The sequence below is a fragment of the Saccharothrix longispora genome, assembly GCF_030852425.1.
Classification (GTDB): domain Bacteria; phylum Actinomycetota; class Actinomycetes; order Mycobacteriales; family Pseudonocardiaceae; genus Actinosynnema; species Actinosynnema longispora.
This window is the reverse complement of sequence record NZ_NSDM01000003.1, coordinates 442,970-461,674: the sequence shown is the minus strand read 5'-3', so window position 1 is coordinate 461,674 and position 18,705 is coordinate 442,970. Positions and strand designations below refer to the sequence as shown.

The window sequence follows — 18,705 nt, the reverse complement described above, 5'->3', positions numbered from 1 at the left end:
GGTATGACGCGATTGGCGCTCTCCGCGTTGCTGGCGGCCCTGGCCCTGTTCGGCGTCGCGCCCCCGGCGTGGGCGCACACCGAGCTGGTGTCCAGCGACCCGGCGAACGGCTCGGCACCGGCTCAGCGGCCCACGCAGCTCACGCTGACGTTCACCGAACCGGTGCCCGCCGAGAGCGCCACCATCACCATCACCGGCCCGGACGGCAGCGCCTGGCCGATGGGGGAGGTGGCGGCCCAGGGTTCGACGCTGACCGTTCCGCTGAAGGACTCCGGCTCGCCCGCCGGGCAGTACGCGGTGAGCTGGCTGGTGCAGTCGCTGGACGGCGACTTCGTGGACGGCACGTTCGCCTTCACCCTCCCGGCGCCGGCGCAGCCGCCGGCCGCCACGAGCACCGCGAGCGGGGTGCCCGGCACGACCGCGCCCTCCGCCCCGGCGGAGACCACCACCGCCCCGCCCGCCTCGACCACCGGCCAGGTCACGCCGACCACGGCCGGGGAGACCGGTGGGCCGACCGGCGCGACGCGGTCGGCCGTCCCGGTGGCCGGGGACGACGGTGACGGCGGCGGCGTCCCGGTGTGGGTGTGGATCGCGCTGGCCGTGATCCTGGTCGGCCTGGGCATCGCCATCGCCGCCGGCCGCCGGAAGGGCGGGGAGGGGGCTCGCGGCGCCGGGGACCCCGCGCCGCCCGCCGGTCCGGCGGGTGCGGGTGCCGCGGGGCCGGCCCCGACGCAGGTGCTCCCCGCCGCCGGGACGCCCACCGAGCAGCTCGTGGACCCGACCGCGCCCACCGAGCAGTTGCCCGCCCAGAATCCCGATCCCGCCCAGAATCCCGATCCTGCCCAGAATCCGGACCGACCCACCCAGCGGCTGACGGGCGAGGCGCCCGACGACCGCCCCGGACCGACGGGCAACGCGACCGGCAAGCCGTGAGCACCGGGCGTGGTGCCGCCGAACGGCGGCGCGCACGCCCACCGCCACTGGCTACGGTCGGCCCATGACCGGATCTCCCCTGCACCGCCGCGCCCTGCTCACCGGCGGTGCGGGGGGCGTCCTCGCCGCCGCCGGCCCCGGCGCGGCGCACGCCACCCCGGGGGAGCGGCCCGGCGGGCGGCGGTTCACGCTCACCGTCCTGGGCACGACCGACCTGCACGGCAACGTGTTCAACTGGGACTACTTCGCCGACCGCGAGTTCGACGACGGCACCCACGACGACATCGGCCTGGCGAAGTTGTCCACGCTGGTCAAGGCGGTGCGCGAAGCACGGGGCGCGCACCGGACCCTCCTCGTCGACGCCGGCGACACCATCCAGGGCACGCCGCTGGCCTACTACTACGCGAAGGTCGAGACGATCGGCCGCCGCAAGGTCCACCCGATGGCCGCGGCCATGAACGAGCTGGGCTACGACGCCGCCGCGCTCGGCAACCACGAGTTCGACTACGGCATCCCCCTGCTGCGGGCCTTCGAGAAGCAGCTCGACTTCCCGCTGCTCGCCGCGAACGCCCTGGACGCCGCCACCGGCCGTCCCGCGTTCCGCCCGTACGTGGTCAAGACCGTGTGGCGCACGGGCACCGCCCCGCTGCGGGTCGGCATCCTCGGCCTGACCAACCCGGGCATCGCCATCTGGGGCAAGGCGCACGTCGAGGGGAGGATGACCTTCCCCGGCGTGCTGGAGCAGGCCCGCGAGTGGGTGCCGAGGCTGAAGCGGGCCGGGGCGGACCTGGTCGTGGTCGCCGCCCACTCGGGCGCCGACCTGTCGTCCTCGTTGGGCGACCTGCTGCCGTTCCCGGAGAACTGCTCGGCCCTGGTCGCCGAGGAGGTGCCCGACATCGACGCGATCCTGGTCGGCCACGCGCACACCGAGATCGCCCAGCGCTTCGTCACCAACAGGGCCACCGGCCGCCGGGTGCTGCTCACCGAGCCCTTGTTCTGGGGCAAGCGGCTGAGCCTGATGGAGTTCGACCTGGAGTGGACGCCGCGCGGCGGGTGGCGGAACACGGCGTCCCGCTCCCGGGTGCTCCGCACCGGCGCGGTCCCCGAGGACGCGGTGATCACCCGCAAGCTGCGCGACGACCACGACGCGGTCGTCGCGTACGTGAACTCCCGGATCGGCGTGTCGAAGTCGGCCATGTCCGCCGCCACCGCGCGCTACGAGGACACCGCCGCGCTGGGCTTCGTCAACCGCGTGCAGGGCCAGGCGCTGAAGGCGTCCCTGGCCGGGACCCCCGCCGAGGCGCTGCCCGTGCTGTCGCTCGCCTCGCCGTTCAACGAGGCGGCGGCGATCCCGGCGGGCGACGTGTCGGTGCGCGACGTGGCCGGCCTCTACGCGTTCGACAACACCCTGTTCGGGGTAAGGCTCACGGGTGCACAGCTCAAGGACTACCTGGAGCGCTCGGTGAGCTACTTCACGCCGCTGGCCGACCCCGGCCCGCACGCGCCCGACGCGGTGACCAACGCGGACGGCACGCCGGACTACCTCTACGACGTGGCCGCCGGCCTCGACGCGCCGCTGACCTACGACGTCGACCTGGCGCGGCCGGTCGGGCGGCGGGTCACCGGCCTCGCCCACGACGGCACGCCCGTGGCGGCCGACCAGGTGTTCGCCGTCGCGGTGAGCGACTACCGGCGGTCCGGCGGCGGCAACTTCCCGCACATCGCCACCGCGCCCGTGCTGCACGACCGGCAGCTGGAGATCCGGCAGCTGCTGATCGAGTGGGTGCGGGAGCGCGGCGAGATCGACCCGGCGGAGTTCGCCCGCGTGGACTGGCGGCTCGTCGTGGACGGCGTCCCCGTGGAGGTCATCGCGTGACGAAACCGTTGCCGGACGTCATCGCGCCAGGGCTGGACGTGCTGTTCTGCGGCATCAACCCCGGCCTGATGTCGGGGGCCAAGGGACAGCACTTCGCGCGACCGGGCAACCGGTTCTGGCCCGCCCTTCACCTGTCGGGCTTCACGCCGCGCCGGTTCGCGCCGTCCGAGCAGCACGAGCTGGTCGAGCACGGCCTGGGCATCACCAACCTGGTCGACCGGCCCACGGCGAAGGCCGACGAGCTGTCACCCGAGGAGCTGCGCGCCGGCGGGGTGGCGTTGACGGCGCTGGCCGAGCGGTACGCGCCGAAGGTGGTGGCGGTCGTGGGCGTGACGGCCTACCGGGCCGCGTTCGACCGCAGGAAGGCGGTCGTCGGCCCGCAGGACGAGCCGATCGGGCCGGCGCGGCTGTGGGTGCTGCCGAACCCGAGCGGGCTCAACGCGCACTACCGGCTGGCCGACCTGGTCGAGGTGTTCGGGCGGCTGCGCTCAGAGGTGGCGCAGGCCGGCTAGCACGCGTTCCAGCAGCGCCAGGTCCGGGCCGCCGGGCGCGACCGCGTCGTCGTGCACCGCCACCACGCCCATCGAGATCAGGTCGCCGAGCACCACCCGCGCCACGCCGAGCGGCACGGTCAGCAGCGCCGACACCTCTGCCACCGAGCGCGGCCGGGTCGCGCACACCTCCACGATGGACCGCTGCTCCGCGGTGGACTCGCGCATGGCGATGGCGACGCCGTCCTGCTCCAGCGACACCAGCGTCTCCAGCCGCAGGTCGTGGTGGGACGACGTGCGCCCGCCCGTCCACGCGTAGGGGCGGACCAGCGGTCCGGAGAACTCCTCGACCGGTTCCGGCTCGCGCGGCGAGGGCCGGGGTGCCGTCGGGGTGGGCGTGTTGCGGGCCAGGGGGATCGACGGCCGCGCGCGGTCGTCCGGCCTGTCCGGCTCGTCCGGCCTGTCCGGCTCGTCCGATCCGTCGAGGGAGCGCCGCAGGGCCGCCGAGCCGAACCGCGCCCCGGTGGTCCCCACTTCGCCGCGCAGCGACCGCCGCCGCCTCGGCTGCCTGGGCACGTCGACGTCCTGCCCGTCCGTGCCGCGCCGCAGCGCGGGTGAACCGAACCTGGCACCGGTGGTGCCGACCTCGCCGCGTGGGGACCGGCGGCGCTTGCGCTCCCCGCCGCCGGTAGGCTCCGGGTCCGAGCTGGGTGTGCTCACATCGCGGGAACGGTAGCCCTCCAGGCGGCCGGCGCGTGTCGATCGTGTTGCGAGTCCGTGCAATCCTCGTTAACCGGTGCACGTGCGGGCGCACGTGCGCCCTGGGGGATGATGGGACCATGCGCATCCGCGAGGTCGAGATCTCCGACGACATGATCAGGTTGGGGCAGTTCCTCAAGCTGGCGGACCTGGCGGACAACGGTGCGCACGCCCGTGACCTGGTCGAATCCGGTGAGGTCACGGTGAACGGCAGGGTCGAGAACCGCCGCGGCGCGCAGCTCGGGGACGGCGACGTGGTGGCCGTGGGCGGCGAGAAGGTCCGCCTCGTGGCCAACCGGTAGGTCGGAGCGACCGCCGCGGTCGTGCCGTTCCGCCCCGTCCCGGCGGAGGTTCCCGGACGGGGTGGACCGACGCTCACTCGCGTCCCGCGGCGGGGGTGCCCGATCGGGGAATGGCGTGCGCACATCCCTCACGCGGGTGATCGCATGATCCTGTGGCGCGCGAAGTGGCGTCCGTCACCTTGAGCGTCCGCCCGGGTGGGAATTACTTCCGGTCGTCACCAGAAGTGGGGAAGCCGTTGCGCCGAATAGCTGCTTCCGCTCTGTGAATGGGTGATCGCCAACCGCCACGATGCGGTCCCGACACGTGGTCGGAAGGCCCCTTTCGAACACATTCCGGTCGCTGTGCGGAGGTCGCCGAGGAGCCCCTGTAACGGAACGGGGCCGTCTGTCGATGATGGTGGCCGCTCGCGTCAGGCGCGGCGTCGGCCACTGTGGACCGCGGCGGCACCTCGTTCCGGGAAGCCTTTTCCCGAACGGCGGACAGTAACTCGAAGTCACGCCGTGACACTGCTGAGTGTGCGCCGTGTGTCGCACTGTGGAATGAGCAGTCGGCCCATGCTCACCGTGTGTGTAACGCACGCCGGGGCCAAGACGAATCACGGTTTGCCGAGGCGAAAAATCGCCGAGCGCACATTTGCCGTACACCACACGCGGGTCCGTCGGGGATGCCCTGCGAGCGTGCACGTCCGAACCGGCCCAACCGGGGGAGTACCACGATGAGCGAGCAGGTCCAGCCCACGCGACCGAGACCGGTCGTGCGGGTCGGCACCACCACGAACCGCACCACCCATCCCACCGTCAGCGGTTGGGAGCCCGCCTACCGCTACGGCGTGATCGCCGCCGACGTCCTGTGCACCGTGCTGGTCGTCGTGCTGGCGGGCGCCGTGCTGTCCCACTACCACGCCACCTTCGCCCCGCTCCCGCTGATCGCCCTGGAGGCGGTCACGATCGCGGTCGTCGTCGGCTCGCTGTTCCTCAACCGGGTCTGGAACACCACCGTGCTGGGCCAGGGCGCGGAGGAGTTCCGCCGCCTGGGCCGCGGCCTGTTCGGCTCCGTCGTCGCGCTGGGGCTGGGTGCGCTCGCGGCCGGGCTGCCCGGCGCCCGCCTGTGGGTGTTCCTCGTCGGACCGGCGATCGCGCTGGTGGCGTTCCCGGTCCGCTACGCCCTGCGCCGCCCGCTGCACCGCGCCCGCGGCGAGGGCCGCTGCCTGCTGCCGGTGCTCGCCGCGGGCAACGTCGACACCGTCAAGGACCTGATCTCGCGCACCCGCCGCGCGCCCCACCTGGGCTGGCGCGTGGACGCCGTGTGCACAGTGGACGGCCGCGCCGAGATCGGCGTCGAGTTGGAGGGCACCCCCGTCGTCGGCCGGTTCTCCGAACTGGCCGAGCAGGTCCGCCGCGGCGGCTACCGCGTCGTCGCGGTCACCCCGGACGCCTACTGGACGCCCCGCCGGCTCCAGCAGTTGGCCTGGGACCTGGAGGGCACCGGCACCGAGATGGTCGTCGCACCGGCCCTGATGGACTTCGCCGGCCCGCGCCTGCACGTCACCGGCGTGCTCGGCATGCCGCTGCTGCGGGTCTCCGAGCCGTCGTTCACCGGCGCCCGCCGGATGGTCAAGGCCACCGTGGACAAGATCGGCGCGTTCCTCCTGCTGGCGCTGCTCGCGCCGGTGCTGCTGGCCACCGCCGTGGCGATCATGGTCGACACCCGCGGCCCGGTGCTCTACAAGCAGCGCCGCGTCGGCAAGGACGGCGAGCACTTCACGATCCTGAAGTTCCGCACGATGATCACCGACGCCGACGCCCTGCGCGCCGAGCTCCGTTCGGTCAACGAGGGCGCGGGCGTGCTGTTCAAGATGAGGCGCGACCCCCGCGTCACCGCGGTCGGCCGCGTCCTGCGGCGGTACTCGGTGGACGAGCTGCCGCAGCTGTTCAACGTGCTCACCGGCTCGATGTCCCTGGTCGGCCCCCGTCCACCGCTGCCCGAGGAGAGCGCCAGGTACGGCCCCGACATGCGCCGCCGGCTGCTGGTCAAGCCGGGCCTGACGGGTCTGTGGCAGGTCTCCGGCCGCAGTGACCTGTCGTGGGAGGAGTCGGTGCGGCTCGACCTGCGCTACGTGGAGGACTGGTCGCTCGCCCTGGACGCGTTGATCCTGTGGAAGACCTTCCGCGCCGTCTTCGGCGGTCAGGGAGCCTACTGAGATGGTGGCCGAGGGAATGGTGGCCGAGGGAATGGGGAACGAGATGGACCAGCCGATCGGCATCGCCGTCATCGGCGCCGGCTACTGGGGCCCGAACCTGGTGCGCAACGCCCAGGCCACCGCGGGCTTCACGCTGCGCTACCTGTGCGACCTGGACACCGAACGCGCCCGCCGAGTGCTGGGCGACTACTCGACGGTCCGGGTATCGGGTTCGCTCGACGACGTGCTGGCCGACCCGGCGGTCGACGCGGTGGCCATCGCCACCCCCGCGGCCACCCACCTGCCCGTCGCCCTGGCCGCGCTGCGCGCCGGCAAGCACGTGCTGGTGGAGAAGCCGCTGGCGGCGAGCTACGCCGAGGGCCTGGAACTGGTCCGCGAGGCCGAGGACCGGGGCCTGACCCTGATGCTCGACCACACCTTCGTCTACACGCCGGCCGTCCGGCACCTGCGGCAACTGGTGCGCAGCGGCGAGATCGGCACCGTGCAGTACCTCGACTCGGTGCGCATCAACCTCGGCCTCGTGCAGCCCGACGTGGACGTGTTCTGGGACCTCGCGCCGCACGACCTGTCGATCTTCGACGCGATCCTGCCGGAGGACGTGCGCGTCACCCGCGTCTCGGCGCACGGCTCGGACCCGATCGGCGCCGGCCGCGCGTGCGTCGGCCACCTCACGCTCGAGCTGTCCGACGGCGTGCTGGCCCACGTGCACGTGAACTGGCTGTCGCCCACCAAGATCCGCACCATGATCGTCGGCGGCTCCCGCCGCACCATCGTCTGGGACGACCTCAACGCCGTGCAGCGCGTCTCCGTGCACGACCGGGGCGCGGACCGCATCGAGAGCGACGAGGACCGCCGCCAGGCGATCATCTCCTACCGCCGGGGCGACACCGTCGCGCCCGCGCTGCCGGAGAAGGAGGCGCTGCGCGGCGTCATGGCCGAGTTCGCGGCCTCGATCGCGGAGAAGCGCGCACCGCTCACCGACGGCTGGTCCGGCCTGCGGGTGCTGGCCACCCTCGAAGCGGCCTCCGCCAGCCTCGCCGCCGGCGGCGAGTTCGTCGCCGTCGACCGGACCACCGGCCGCCTCGCGGCCGTCTGACCACCCGTCACAGAACCCGGAAGGAACAAGCACCATGTCGGAAGCGGCTCAGCCGATCAGCGGGCAGCGGGCCCTCGTCACCGGAGGGGCGGGCACCATCGGCTCCGCGGTGGTCGACCAGTTGCTCGCCGCCGGGGCCGCCGAGGTGGTCGTTCTCGACAACTTCGTCCGCGGTCGCCGGGAGAACCTGTCCGACGCCACCGCCGCCGCGGGCGACCGGCTCACCGTCGTCGACGGCGACATCAACGACCGAGACCTGGTCGGCCGGCTGAGCCAGGGCACCGACCTGGTGTTCCACCTCGCCGCCATCCGCATCACGCAGTGCGCGGAGGAGCCCCGGCTGGCGCTGGAGGCACTGGTCGACGGCACGTTCACGGTGATCGAGGCCGCGGCCGCGGCGGGCGTGAAGAAGGTGATCGCCTCCTCGTCCGCGTCGGTCTACGGCCTGGCCGAGCAGTTCCCGACCACCGAGCGGCACCACCCGTACAACAACGACACGTTCTACGGCGCGGCCAAGGCGTTCAACGAGGGCATGCTGCGCAGCTTCAAGGCCATGTACGACCTGGACTACGTGGCGCTGCGCTACTTCAACGTCTACGGCCCGCGCATGGACGCCCACGGCAAGTACACCGAGGTGCTGATCCGCTGGATGGAGCGCATCGCCGGCGGCGAGCCGCCGCTGATCTTCGGCGACGGCGCGCAGACCATGGATTTCGTCCACGTGCACGACATCGCCCGCGCGAACGTGCTCGCCGCCAAGGCGCCCGTCACCGACACCGTCTACAACATCGCGAGTGCCCAGGAGACCAGCCTCAAGGAGTTGGCGCGGGCGCTGCTGGCCGCGATGGACTCCGACCTGCCCCTGGAGCACGGCCCGGAGCGCGCGGTCAACGGCGTCACGCGCCGCCTGGCCGACATCTCCGCCGCAGCCCGCGACCTGGGCTGGAAGCCGGAGATCGGCCTCGTCGACGGCCTGCGCGGGCTGGTCCGCTGGTGGGTCGGCCTCGGTGACGAGGCCGCCGAGGCGGTCCGGTGATCCCCGTCATGAAGCCCTGGCTCGGCCAGGAGGAGGCGGACGCCGCGGCGGCGGCCGTGCTCTCCGGCTGGGTCGCGCAGGGCCCGAAGGTGGCCGCGTTCGAGGACGCGTTCGCCCGCCGGGTAGCCGTGCTGCACGCCGTCGCGCTGTCCTCGTGCACCACCGGGCTGCACGTGGCGCTGCACCTGCTCGACGTCGGTCCCGGCGACGAGGTCGTCGTGCCGTCGCTGTCGTTCATCGCCACCGCGAACGCGGTCCGCTACTGCGGCGGCACGCCGGTGTTCGCCGACGTGGAGGAGGAGACCGGCAACCTGTCGGCGGCCACCGTCGGGCCGGTGCTCACCGAGCGCACCAAGGCCGTGATCCTGGTGCACCAGGCGGGAGTGCCCGCGGACGTGGAGGCGCTGCGCGCCCTGTGCGACCCGCGTGGCATCACCGTGGTCGAGGACGCGGCCTGCGCGGCCGGGTCCACCTACCGCGGCGTGCCGGTCGGCGCGGACGCGGCGTTGGCCGCCTGGTCGTTCCACCCGCGCAAGCTGATCACCACCGGCGAGGGCGGCATGCTCACCACGAACCGCGAGGACTGGGCGGTGCGGGGCAGGCGGTTGCGCGAGCACGGCATGAGCGTGAGCGCGGCGGAGCGGCACTCCGGGGGCAAGGCGGTCGTCGAGAGCTACCTGGAGACCGCGTTCAACTACCGCATGACGGACATCCAGGCCGCCGTCGGCCTGGTGCAGCTGACCAAGCTGGACGCGATCGTGCGGCGGCGGCGGGAGCTGGCGGCGCGCTACCACGAGCTGCTCGCCGAGGTGTTCGGCGAGCAGTCGGGCCTGCGCGCGGTGCGCGACCCGGAGCACGGGACCACCAACTACCAGTCGTTCTGGGTGATGCTGCCCGAGGGGACGACACCGGAGCAGCGCAACGAGGTCCTGGCCAGGCTCGCCGCACGGGGGGTGTCGGCACGCCGCGGGATCATGGCCGCCCACCTGGAACCCGCGTACGCGGGACACCCGCACGTCGACCTGCCGGTGACGGAGGTGTTCACCGGCAGGTCGCTGATCCTCCCGCTCTACCACGACCTGACGGCCGCCCAGCAGGACACCGTGGTCGAGGAGCTCCACGCGGCGCTGTCCCTGTCGCCGGTGTCGCGCTAGCAGGATCCGACGACATCCCCGTCCGCGGGCGCCCGCGGACGGGTTGTGTCGCACAGTGGCTACTCCCGGTCACCGCTCGCCGTGGCGGTCGGGTGAGCGGTGGTGCGTCCACTTCCCTTGTGGTGTAACGCGTACCGCGACTCCCGCGACGATCGGAGCAACAGCGCTCCGCTGGTCGATGTAGTGCCGATGCGATCACCCCCGGTGATCGGGCCGCTTTGTTCGAAAGGTGAACCCCCATGACCGCCGATGCGACGCGGGCGAGACCCGCGCTTGCGGTGCACCTGCTGCGACTACTGGTGGTGACCGCCCTCGTGGTGTCGACGGTGGTCGTCGTCTCGGTGCTGCGCGCGCCCGAGGCCGCCGCCGCGCCGTGCGACGCGCCGGTCGTGAACAAGGTGGCTTGCGAGAACACCAGGACGGGCACCCCGGACTGGCAGGTGAACTACCGCGACGACGGCATCCTCGGGTTCACCACGGACATCAGCGTCAACCCCGGCGGCAGGGTCGACTTCAAGATGCTGACGAGCGCGTCGTCCTACTACATCGACATCTACCGGCTCGGCTGGTACCAGGGCGTCGGCGCGCACTTCAAGGAGCGCATCACCCGGAACACCCCGCAGAACCAGGACCCGTGCCTGCGCGGCACGGACGGCAGCGCGCTGATCGACTGCGGCAACTGGCAGACGTCGCTGAGCTGGAACGTGCCGGCCGACGCCGTCTCCGGCCTGTACTACGCGCGGGCGCACCGCGGGGACACCGGCGCGGAGAACGAGATCGTGTTCGTCGTCCGCGACGACTCCAGCACCTCCGAGGTCCTGTTCCAGACCTCGGACTCCACCTGGGTGGCCTACAACCGCTACGGCGGCAACAGCCTGTACTTCGGCGACGGCCCCGGTCAGGGCGGCCAGGCGTACAAGGTGAGCTACAACCGCCCGTACACCGGCGGCGACGGCGACGACAACTTCATCTTCAACGCCGAGTACCCGATGCTGCGCTTCATGGAGGCCAACGGGTACGACGTCAGCTACACCACCGACGTCGACTCGGCGCGCCGCGGGCACCTCATCAAGAACCACGAGGTGTTCATGGCCGTCGGCCACGACGAGTACTGGTCCAACGAGCAGCGCGCCAACGTCGAGGCGGCCCGCGACGCCGGCGTGCACATGGCGTTCCTCACCGGCAACGAGATCTTCTGGAAGCACCGGTGGGAGAAGTCCATCGACTCCTCGCAGACCGACTGGCGCACCATGGCCTGCTACAAGGAGACCAAGGGCACCCAGAACGACAACCTGGCCGACTGGACCGGCACCTGGCGCGACCCGCGCTACAGCCCGCCGCAGGACGGCGGACGGCCCGAGAACGCCCTGCTCGGCAACATCTTCACGGTCAACGGCCGCCGCGAGGACTCCCTCCAGGTGCCGGCCGCGTACGGCAAGATGCGGCTGTGGCGGCACACGTCCCTGCAGAGCATGAGCGCGGGCTCCACCTACACCTTCCAGCCGGGCACCCTCGGCTACGAGTGGAACTCGGTGGAGGACAACGGCTTCCAGCCGCCCGGCGTCGCGCAGCTCTCGCGCACCACGGTCACCATGGACGACGGCCCGTACGTGCTCCAGAACCACGGCGACCTCTACACCCCGGACACCAAGACCCACGCCATCACCTACTACAGGCACCCCAGCGGCGCGCTCGTGTTCGGCGCGGGCACGGTGCAGTGGGCGTGGGGCGTGGACGACGAGCACGCGTTCCTCACCAACACGCCGACGTCCGACATCCGGATGAAGCAGGCCACGGTCAACTTCCTGGCCGACATGGGCGTGCGGGCGACCACCCTCCAGTCGGGCCTGGTGCAGGCGACCGCCAGCGGTGACACCGCCGCGCCCGCGGTGTCGTTCACCTCCGTCCCGCCGGTGTCGTCGGTCGGCACGGCGTACACGTTCTCCGGCACGGTCACCGACAACGGCGGCGGCCAGGTCGGCGGCGTCGAGGTGTCCACCGACGGCGGCACCCGCTGGCACCCGGCGGTGTGGCAGGCCGGGCAGACCTCGTGGAGCTACACCTACGTGCCGAGCCGGTCCGGTCCGGCGAGCCTGCGGGTCCGCGCGGTGGACGACTCGGCGAACCTGTCGAACCCCGTCGTGGCCACGCCGGGCGTCAACGCGCGCACCTGCCCGTGCGGGTTGTTCACGAACGACGACGTGCCGGACACCGTCGACAGCGGCGACCCGTCACCGCTGGAACTGGGCGTGAAGTGGCGCGCGAACAGCGACGGCTACGTGCGCGGCGTGAAGTTCTACAAGGGACCCGGCAACACCGGCACCCACACCGGCACGCTGTGGTCGGCCACCGGCCAGGTGATGGCGACCGGGACGTTCGTCGACGAGACCGCCACCGGCTGGCAGACGCTGGTCTTCGCGCAACCCGTCGCGGTGACCGGCGGCACCACCTACGTCGTGTCCTACTTCGCGCCCAAGGGGCACTACTCCTACGACCTGGAGTACTTCCTCCAGGAGCAGCGCTACCTGGAGCCGCTGACCGGCCTCCGGAACGGCGTCGACGGCGTCAACGGCCTGTTCCGGTTCGGCTCGACGGGCTTCCCGACGCAGTCCCACTGGGGCAGCAACTACTGGGTCGACGTGGTGTGGGCGCCGGACCCCGGCCCCGACCTGCGCGCACCGCTGCTGGTGTCGAACGCCCCGCTGAACGGCGAGGGCACGGTGTCGCTCACCCCGGCCGTCTCCGGCACCTACGACGAGGTCGTCGCACCCGGTTCCGCGCAGTTCACGGTCACCGGCCCGGGCGGCGCGGTGTCCGGTTCGACCGCGCTGTCGGGCGAGGGCAAGACGGTCACGTTCACGCCCGCCCAGGCGCTGGCCCCGAACACCGCCTACACCGCGGCGCTGCGCGTCCGGGACGCGGCGGGCAACCAGACCGTGCAGACGACCTGGACGTTCACCACCGGCTCGCCGCGGCCGACCACGTGCCCGTGCACGGTGTGGGACGACTTCGCCCGGCCCACCACCTACACGGCCGACGACACCACGCCCATCGAGGTGGGCACCAAGGTCCGCTTCAACGGCAAGGGCGAGGTGCTGGGCATCCGCTTCTTCAAGGGCGCGGGCAACACCGGCACGCACACCGGCACCCTGTGGTCGTCCACCGGTCTGATCATGGCCACCGGCACGTTCCAGGACGAGACGGCCGCCGGCTGGCAGAAGCTGACCTTCGCCTCGCCGGTCCAGGTGCAGGCGAACACCACCTACGTCGTGTCGTACTACGCGCCCAACGGCCGCTACTCGGTCACGCCCGGCGGGTTCGCCGGCGCAGGCGCGGGCCACGCGGGCCTGCGCGCGCTCGCCGACGGCGTGGACGGCCCCAACGGCGTCTACCGCTACGGCGCGGGCGGCGGGTTCCCGGAGTCGACCTACAACGCGACGAACTACTGGGTCGACGTCGTCTACCGCAACGGCCTCAACGGCGACACCACCCCGCCGGTGATGACCGACCGCTCCCCTGCCGTCGACGCCACGGGCGTGGCCGCGACGACCCCGCTCACCGCGTCGTTCAACGAGGCCCTCGACCCGGCGTCCGCCCAGATCTTCCTGACCGACCCGCGCGGCGCGAAGCTCACCGGCTCGCTGTCGCTGTCGGGCGACCAGAGGACCGTCACCTGGACGCCGTCGGCGAAGCTCGTCCCGAACACCCGCTACACGGCGAGCGTGCTGATCGCCGACGCCAACGGCAACCCGCTGCCGGACCCGGTGACGTGGTCGTTCACCACGTCGCCGACCGTGATCTGCCCGTGCTCGCTGTTCAGCGGGGCGACCACGCCGACCATCCCGGCGGCGGCCGACAGCGGCACCTACGAGCTGGGCGTCCGGTTCACGCCGACCGCGGGCGGCCAGATCACCGGCGTGAAGTTCTACAAGGGCGCGGGCAACACCGGCACCCACACCGGCACGCTGTGGTCGGCCACCGGCCAGGTGCTGGCGACCGGCACGTTCCAGAACGAGACGGCGGGCGGCTGGCAGACGCTGGTCTTCGCCGCACCGGTCCACGTGTCGGCCGGCGTCACCTACACCGCGTCGTACACCACGACCACCGGCAGGTACTCGGTCGACGCCGGGTACTTCAGCGGGTACTCGGTGGCCTCCGGGCCGCTGAGCGCCCCGGCCTCGGGCGACGGCGGCAACGGCGTCTTCCGCGCGGGCACCGGCCACCCGACGAACTCCTACGCGGGCGGCAACTACTGGGTCGACGTGGTCTACCTGCCCAACGCCGACAACACGCCGCCGGTCGTCAACGGGCGCACGCCGCTCGACGGCGCCACCGGCGTGTCCCGCACCGCGCCGCTGACCGCCACGTTCGACGAACCGGTCGACCTCGGCTCGGCGCAGTTCACCCTGGTCGACTCCGGCGGCGCGAAGCTCGCGGGCGCGCTGACCCTGTCGGCGAACCAGCAGCAGGTCACGTGGACCCCGGCCGCGCCCCTGGGCGGCGGCACGACGTACACGGCGAGCCTGCGCGTCGCGGACGTCTACGGGAACGCCATGACCGTGCCGGCCACCTGGTCGTTCACCACGACGACCGCGGGCGACTGCCCGTGCTCGCTGTTCAGCGCGGCCACCGTGCCGACGGTCCAGTCGGCCGACGAGGGCGACGCCTACGAGCTGGGCGTGCGGTTCGTGCCCTCGGCCAACGGCCAGGTCACCGGCATCCGGTTCTACAAGGGCGCGGGCAACACCGGCACCCACACCGGCACGCTGTGGTCGGCCACCGGCCAGGTGATGGCGACCGGGACGTTCGTCGACGAGACCGCCACCGGCTGGCAGACGCTGGTGTTCGCCCAACCGGTCCTGGTCAACGCGGGCACGAGCTACGTGGCGTCCTACACCGCGCCGAACGGCCACTACTCGGTCGACACCGGGTACTTCATGGGCCACTCGGTGACGGCGCCGCCGCTGAGCGCGCCCGCGACCGCGGAAGGCGTCCCGAACGGGCTCTTCAAGGCCGGCTCGGGCTTCCCGGAGCAGTCCTACGCGGGCGCCAACTACTGGGTCGACGTCGTGTTCACCACCGGATGAGCGCGGTACCCCGGCCACTGCTGCTGGTGGGCGGGGGCGGACTGGCCCGCGAGGTGCTCGCGGCCGTCCGCCTCCTCCCCGAGCGGTGGCGCCCCGTCGGCGCGCTGGACGACGACCCGGCGCGCCACGGCGCGGACCTGGACGGCCTGCCGGTGCTCGGCGGGACGGACCTGGTGCACGAGAGGACCGACGCGGCGGTGCTGGTGTGCGTGGCCAACGCGCACCGGCCCCGCGGCCGGCTGGGCGTGGTGGCCCGGCTCGGCCTGCCGGAGGACCGGTACGCGTCCGTGGTGCACCCGGCGGCCTCCGTGGCCGCCGGCGCGGTGGTGGGACCGGGGACGGTCCTGCTGGCCGGAGCGGTGGTGACGACGCCGCTGCGCCTGGGGGCGCACGTCGTCGCCATGCCGCACGTGCTGGTCACGCACGACGACGAGGTGGGCGACGGCGTCACGTTCGCCGGCCGCGCGTCGCTGGGCGGGTCGGTGCGGGTGGGGGAGTGCGCCTACCTCGGACAGGGCTCGGCGGTCCGGGAAGGCGTGTCGATCGGTGCGGGCGCGGTGGTGGGCATGGGCTCGGTGGTGCTCACGGACGTGCCCGCGGGTGAGGTCTGGGCGGGGAACCCCGCCCGGCGGCTGCGAGAGGGGAACGGTTCGTGATCGACATCCCGCTGGTGGACCTGCGTGCCCAGCACGAGCAGGTCGCCGACGAGGTCGCCGAGGGCTGGGCGGAGGTCCTCGAGACCACCGCGTTCGTCGACGGTCGCCAGGTCGCGGAGTTCGAGGCGGAATTCGCCGCCTACCAGGGCGTCGAGCACTGCGTCGGCGTCGGCAACGGCACCGACGCCCTGGAGTTCGCGCTGCGCGCCCTCGGCGTGGGACCGGGGGACGAGTGCGTGGTGCCCGCCAACACGTTCATCGCCACCGCCGAGGCGGTGGCCCGGACCGGCGCGACGCCGGTGCCGGTGGACTGCGTGGCCGACACCGGCCTCATCGACACCTCGCTGGTGGCCGCCGCCCTGTCGCCGCGCACCAGGGCACTGCTGCCGGTGCACCTCTACGGGCAGGCCGCCGCGGTCGAGGAGCTGAAGCGGTTCGGCGTGCCGATCGTCGAGGACGCGGCGCAGGCGCAGGGCGCGCGGCGGCACGACGTGCCCGTGGGCGGTCTGGGCGACCTGGCGGCGACCAGCTTCTACCCGGGCAAGAACCTCGGCGCGTACGGCGACGGCGGCGCGGTGCTCACCTCCTCCGAGGAGCTCGCGACCGCCGTGCGGCTGCTCGGCCGGCACGGGTCGCCGCGCAAGTACGAGCACCCCGTGCTGGGCTTCAACAGCCGCCTGGACACGCTCCAGGCCGTGGTGCTCTCCGCGAAGCTGCGCCGCCTGGAGGGCTGGAACGACGCCCGCCGCGCCGCCGCCGACCGGTACGCCGCGCTGCTGTCCGGTGTGGACGGTGTCACGCCGCCGGTCGTGCTGGAGGGCAACCTGCCCGTGTGGCACCTGTACGTGGTGCGCGTCGCCGAGCGGGACCGCGTCCTCAAGGCCCTGCACGCGGCCGGCGTCGGCGCGGGCATCCACTACCCGACCCCGGTCCACCTGACCGGCGCGTTCGCCGGCCTGGGCCACGCGTCCGGCGACTTCCCGGTGGCCGAGGCCGTGGCGGGGGAGATCCTGTCGCTGCCGCTGTTCCCGGAGATCACGGCCGCCCAGCAGGAGCGGGTCGTCGAGGCGTTGGCGGAGGCCGTGAAGTGAGCGTCTTCGTTCACCCGAAGGGGTTGTGCGAGAGCGACGACGTGGGCGACGGCACGCGCGTGTGGGCGTTCGCGCACGTGCTGCCGGGCGCCCGCGTCGGCCGCGACTGCAACATCTGCGACGGCGCTTTCGTGGAGGGCCGAGCGGTGCTGGGCGACCGGGTGACGGTGAAGAACGGGACGCTGGTGTTCGACGGCGTGACGTGCGAGGACGAGGTGTTCCTCGGACCCAACGTTCTGTTCACCAACGACCTGCGCCCCCGTGCGGCGATCAAGCGCGGCGGTGACGAGCTGCTGACCACGCTGGTGCGCCGCGGCGCGACGCTCGGCGCGGGCACCGTCGTGGTGTGCGGCGTGGAGGTCGGCGAGCACGCCTTCGCCGCCGCAGGGTCCGTGGTGACGAAGGACGTGCCGGCGCACGCGTTCGTCGCGGGCAACCCGGCCCGCCACAAGGGGTGGGTGTGCGCCTGCGGTCGACGCCTGGACGCCTCGCTCGCGTGCCCGGACTGCGGCACCCGGCACGTCGAGGGCGCCAAGGGGCTCGTCACCGCCCCCTGAACGCGCCGGGTCGGCGCGAAGACCGCGCCGCACCCGGGGTGGTGGGCGGCCCACTCGGCGTGCACCTGCCGACCGGGGGTGGCCGGTGCCCGGTCGCGGTGCGCCCGGGCACCGGCCCTTGCCCCGGTTCACGCGAGGAACGGCCTGCCGTCCGCGCCGCCGACGGGGTCGTCCCCGGCCCGCTCCGCCTGGGCGATGCGCAGGGCCGCGCCGGACAGGCCGATCATGGTGAACACCATGCCGGTCGCCACGCCGAAGCTCAGCAGGTCGAACGTCGCCGACGCGATCCCGCCCACCAGCACCGCGGCCAGCAGGCAGCTCGCCAGGCCGCGCAGGCCTTCGTCCCGGGTCAGGAAACGGGTCCGGAACGTCGCGTAGCAGGCCGCCAGGAACATGCCGATCAGCGCGAACAGCCCCAGGTAGCCGTTCTCGATCAGGGTCAGCAGGAACTGGTTGTCCAGGATCGTGTACTTCGTCGGCAGGAACGTGCCGAACCCGCGGCCCAGCAGCGGGTTCAGGTCGATCTGGTCCGCCGCCGCCTCGTAGTCGGCGGTGCGGGCCTTCACGCTCGGGTCGTCCTCGATGTTGGCGAACATCCCGCGGATCGTGCCGAACAGGCCCGGCACGACGAGGCTCGCGCCGAGGAAGAAGCCCAGGCCGAGCACCGACACGGTGAGCTTGCGCCTGCGCGGCAGCGTGGCCACCAGCACGATGCCCGACACCGCCATGCCCAGGATCGCGGTGCGCGACAGGGCGGTCAGCGCGCCCAGGCCCACCAGCGCCAGGCACAGCCACCAGCGCAGCTGCGGCTCACCGTGGTCGCGCGCGTGGAACACGTAGTGCGCGCCCAGCGGCACCGCCATCGCGCACACCAGGCCGAACTCGATGGGGTGGTTCGTGGTGCCGGTGGGCCGGCGGAAGATCGACCGGCTCTCCATCGCCGAGTACGCGTTCTCCTGCACCCGCAGGCCGGGCAGGCTCACGTACGACGCGAGGTCCACGCCCGCGCCGAACTGCACCAGGCCGACGAACGCGATCATGCCCGAGCAGGCCAGCACCAGCTTGAGCACCCGGTCCAGGCGTTCACGGGTGCGGACGGCGTCGCAGGCGAAGATGGCCACGCTGATGGTCGCCACGATCCGCACCATGCTGCTGTCCGCGACGGTCAGCTCGTCGGTGGGCAGCCAGCGGCGCGTGGCGACGGCGTACGTGGCCAGGTGCATGGCCAGGTAGATCGCGACGGCGGTGCGCAGGGCGTTGCGGCCCTTGCCGATGCCGAGCGTGTCGACCATCTGCGCGGACAACCACAGCACGCCCAGCAGCAGCGCCACCACCAGGGCGGGCGGCAGCGTCATCGGCACGAACGACAGGACCAGCCGGGCCGGCACCACCAGCAGGGCGAGCAGGTAGAGGCAGACGAGCGTGGCGCCGTCCGCGCGTTGGCGCACGCGGGTGAGGGCGGTCAT

Annotated in this window: 14 protein-coding genes; 12 read left to right on the top strand and 2 right to left on the bottom strand. The window is 72.8% G+C overall.

Going from position 1 to position 18,705, the window contains the following annotated elements; all coding sequences use genetic code 11:
* Positions 1-3: 3 nt before the first annotated feature.
* The 3 genes from CKY47_RS09990 (at position 4) to mug (ending at position 3,321) form a co-directional block, all read left to right on the top strand.
* On the top strand, positions 4-933 hold the full coding sequence (locus tag CKY47_RS09990) for a copper resistance CopC family protein (protein ID WP_306745404.1): 930 nt from the start codon (positions 4-6) through the stop codon (positions 931-933).
* Positions 934-997: 64 nt separating this feature from the next.
* Complete coding sequence (locus tag CKY47_RS09985) at positions 998-2,809, top strand: bifunctional metallophosphatase/5'-nucleotidase (RefSeq protein ID WP_306745403.1); 1,812 nt, start codon at positions 998-1,000, stop codon at positions 2,807-2,809.
* Entirely contained in the window at positions 2,806-3,321 is a 516-nt protein-coding gene (mug, locus tag CKY47_RS09980; RefSeq protein ID WP_306745402.1) for a G/U mismatch-specific DNA glycosylase, read from the top strand. Before CKY47_RS09985 ends, mug begins: the two co-directional genes overlap by 4 nt.
* Here mug and CKY47_RS09975 read toward each other — a convergent pair.
* Entirely contained in the window at positions 3,298-4,020 is a 723-nt protein-coding gene (locus CKY47_RS09975; RefSeq protein WP_306745401.1) for a DUF742 domain-containing protein, read from the bottom strand. The genes mug and CKY47_RS09975 overlap by 24 nt on opposite strands.
* A gap of 119 nt (positions 4,021-4,139) precedes the next feature.
* On the opposite strand from CKY47_RS09975, the gene CKY47_RS09970 reads away from it, so the two are divergent.
* The 9 genes from CKY47_RS09970 (at position 4,140) to CKY47_RS09930 (ending at position 17,239) form a co-directional block, all read left to right on the top strand.
* Positions 4,140-4,361 (top strand): RNA-binding S4 domain-containing protein, encoded by a 222-nt coding sequence (locus CKY47_RS09970; protein ID WP_306745400.1) that lies wholly within the window; start codon positions 4,140-4,142, stop codon positions 4,359-4,361.
* A gap of 716 nt (positions 4,362-5,077) precedes the next feature.
* Entirely contained in the window at positions 5,078-6,562 is a 1,485-nt protein-coding gene (locus CKY47_RS09965) for a sugar transferase (RefSeq protein WP_306745399.1), read from the top strand.
* 1 nt (position 6,563) lies between these two features.
* Positions 6,564-7,658, top strand: a complete 1,095-nt coding sequence (locus tag CKY47_RS09960; RefSeq protein WP_306745398.1) for a Gfo/Idh/MocA family protein — start codon at positions 6,564-6,566, stop codon at positions 7,656-7,658.
* 34 nt (positions 7,659-7,692) lie between these two features.
* Positions 7,693-8,694 carry an SDR family NAD(P)-dependent oxidoreductase gene (locus CKY47_RS09955; RefSeq protein WP_306745397.1) on the top strand — a complete coding sequence of 334 codons (1,002 nt, stop codon included), beginning with the start codon at positions 7,693-7,695 and terminating at the stop codon, positions 8,692-8,694.
* A complete protein-coding gene (locus CKY47_RS09950; protein WP_306745396.1) occupies positions 8,691-9,848 on the top strand; it encodes a DegT/DnrJ/EryC1/StrS family aminotransferase in 1,158 nt (385 codons plus the stop codon). Before CKY47_RS09955 ends, CKY47_RS09950 begins: the two co-directional genes overlap by 4 nt.
* 239 nt (positions 9,849-10,087) lie before the next feature.
* On the top strand, positions 10,088-14,935 hold the full coding sequence (locus CKY47_RS09945; RefSeq protein ID WP_306745395.1) for a DUF4082 domain-containing protein: 4,848 nt from the start codon (positions 10,088-10,090) through the stop codon (positions 14,933-14,935).
* Entirely contained in the window at positions 14,932-15,591 is a 660-nt protein-coding gene (locus CKY47_RS09940; RefSeq protein WP_306745394.1) for a NeuD/PglB/VioB family sugar acetyltransferase, read from the top strand. The genes CKY47_RS09945 and CKY47_RS09940 overlap by 4 nt, the downstream gene beginning before the upstream one ends.
* Positions 15,588-16,682 carry a DegT/DnrJ/EryC1/StrS family aminotransferase gene (locus tag CKY47_RS09935; protein WP_371320645.1) on the top strand — a complete coding sequence of 365 codons (1,095 nt, stop codon included), beginning with the start codon at positions 15,588-15,590 and terminating at the stop codon, positions 16,680-16,682. Before CKY47_RS09940 ends, CKY47_RS09935 begins: the two co-directional genes overlap by 4 nt.
* Entirely contained in the window at positions 16,679-17,239 is a 561-nt protein-coding gene (locus CKY47_RS09930; protein ID WP_306745393.1) for an acyltransferase, read from the top strand. The genes CKY47_RS09935 and CKY47_RS09930 overlap by 4 nt, the downstream gene beginning before the upstream one ends.
* A gap of 128 nt (positions 17,240-17,367) precedes the next feature.
* Here CKY47_RS09930 and CKY47_RS09925 read toward each other — a convergent pair whose 3' ends face one another.
* Positions 17,368-18,705: an O-antigen ligase family protein gene (locus CKY47_RS09925; protein WP_306745392.1), complete on the bottom strand. Its 1,338-nt coding sequence runs from the start codon at positions 18,703-18,705 to the stop codon at positions 17,368-17,370.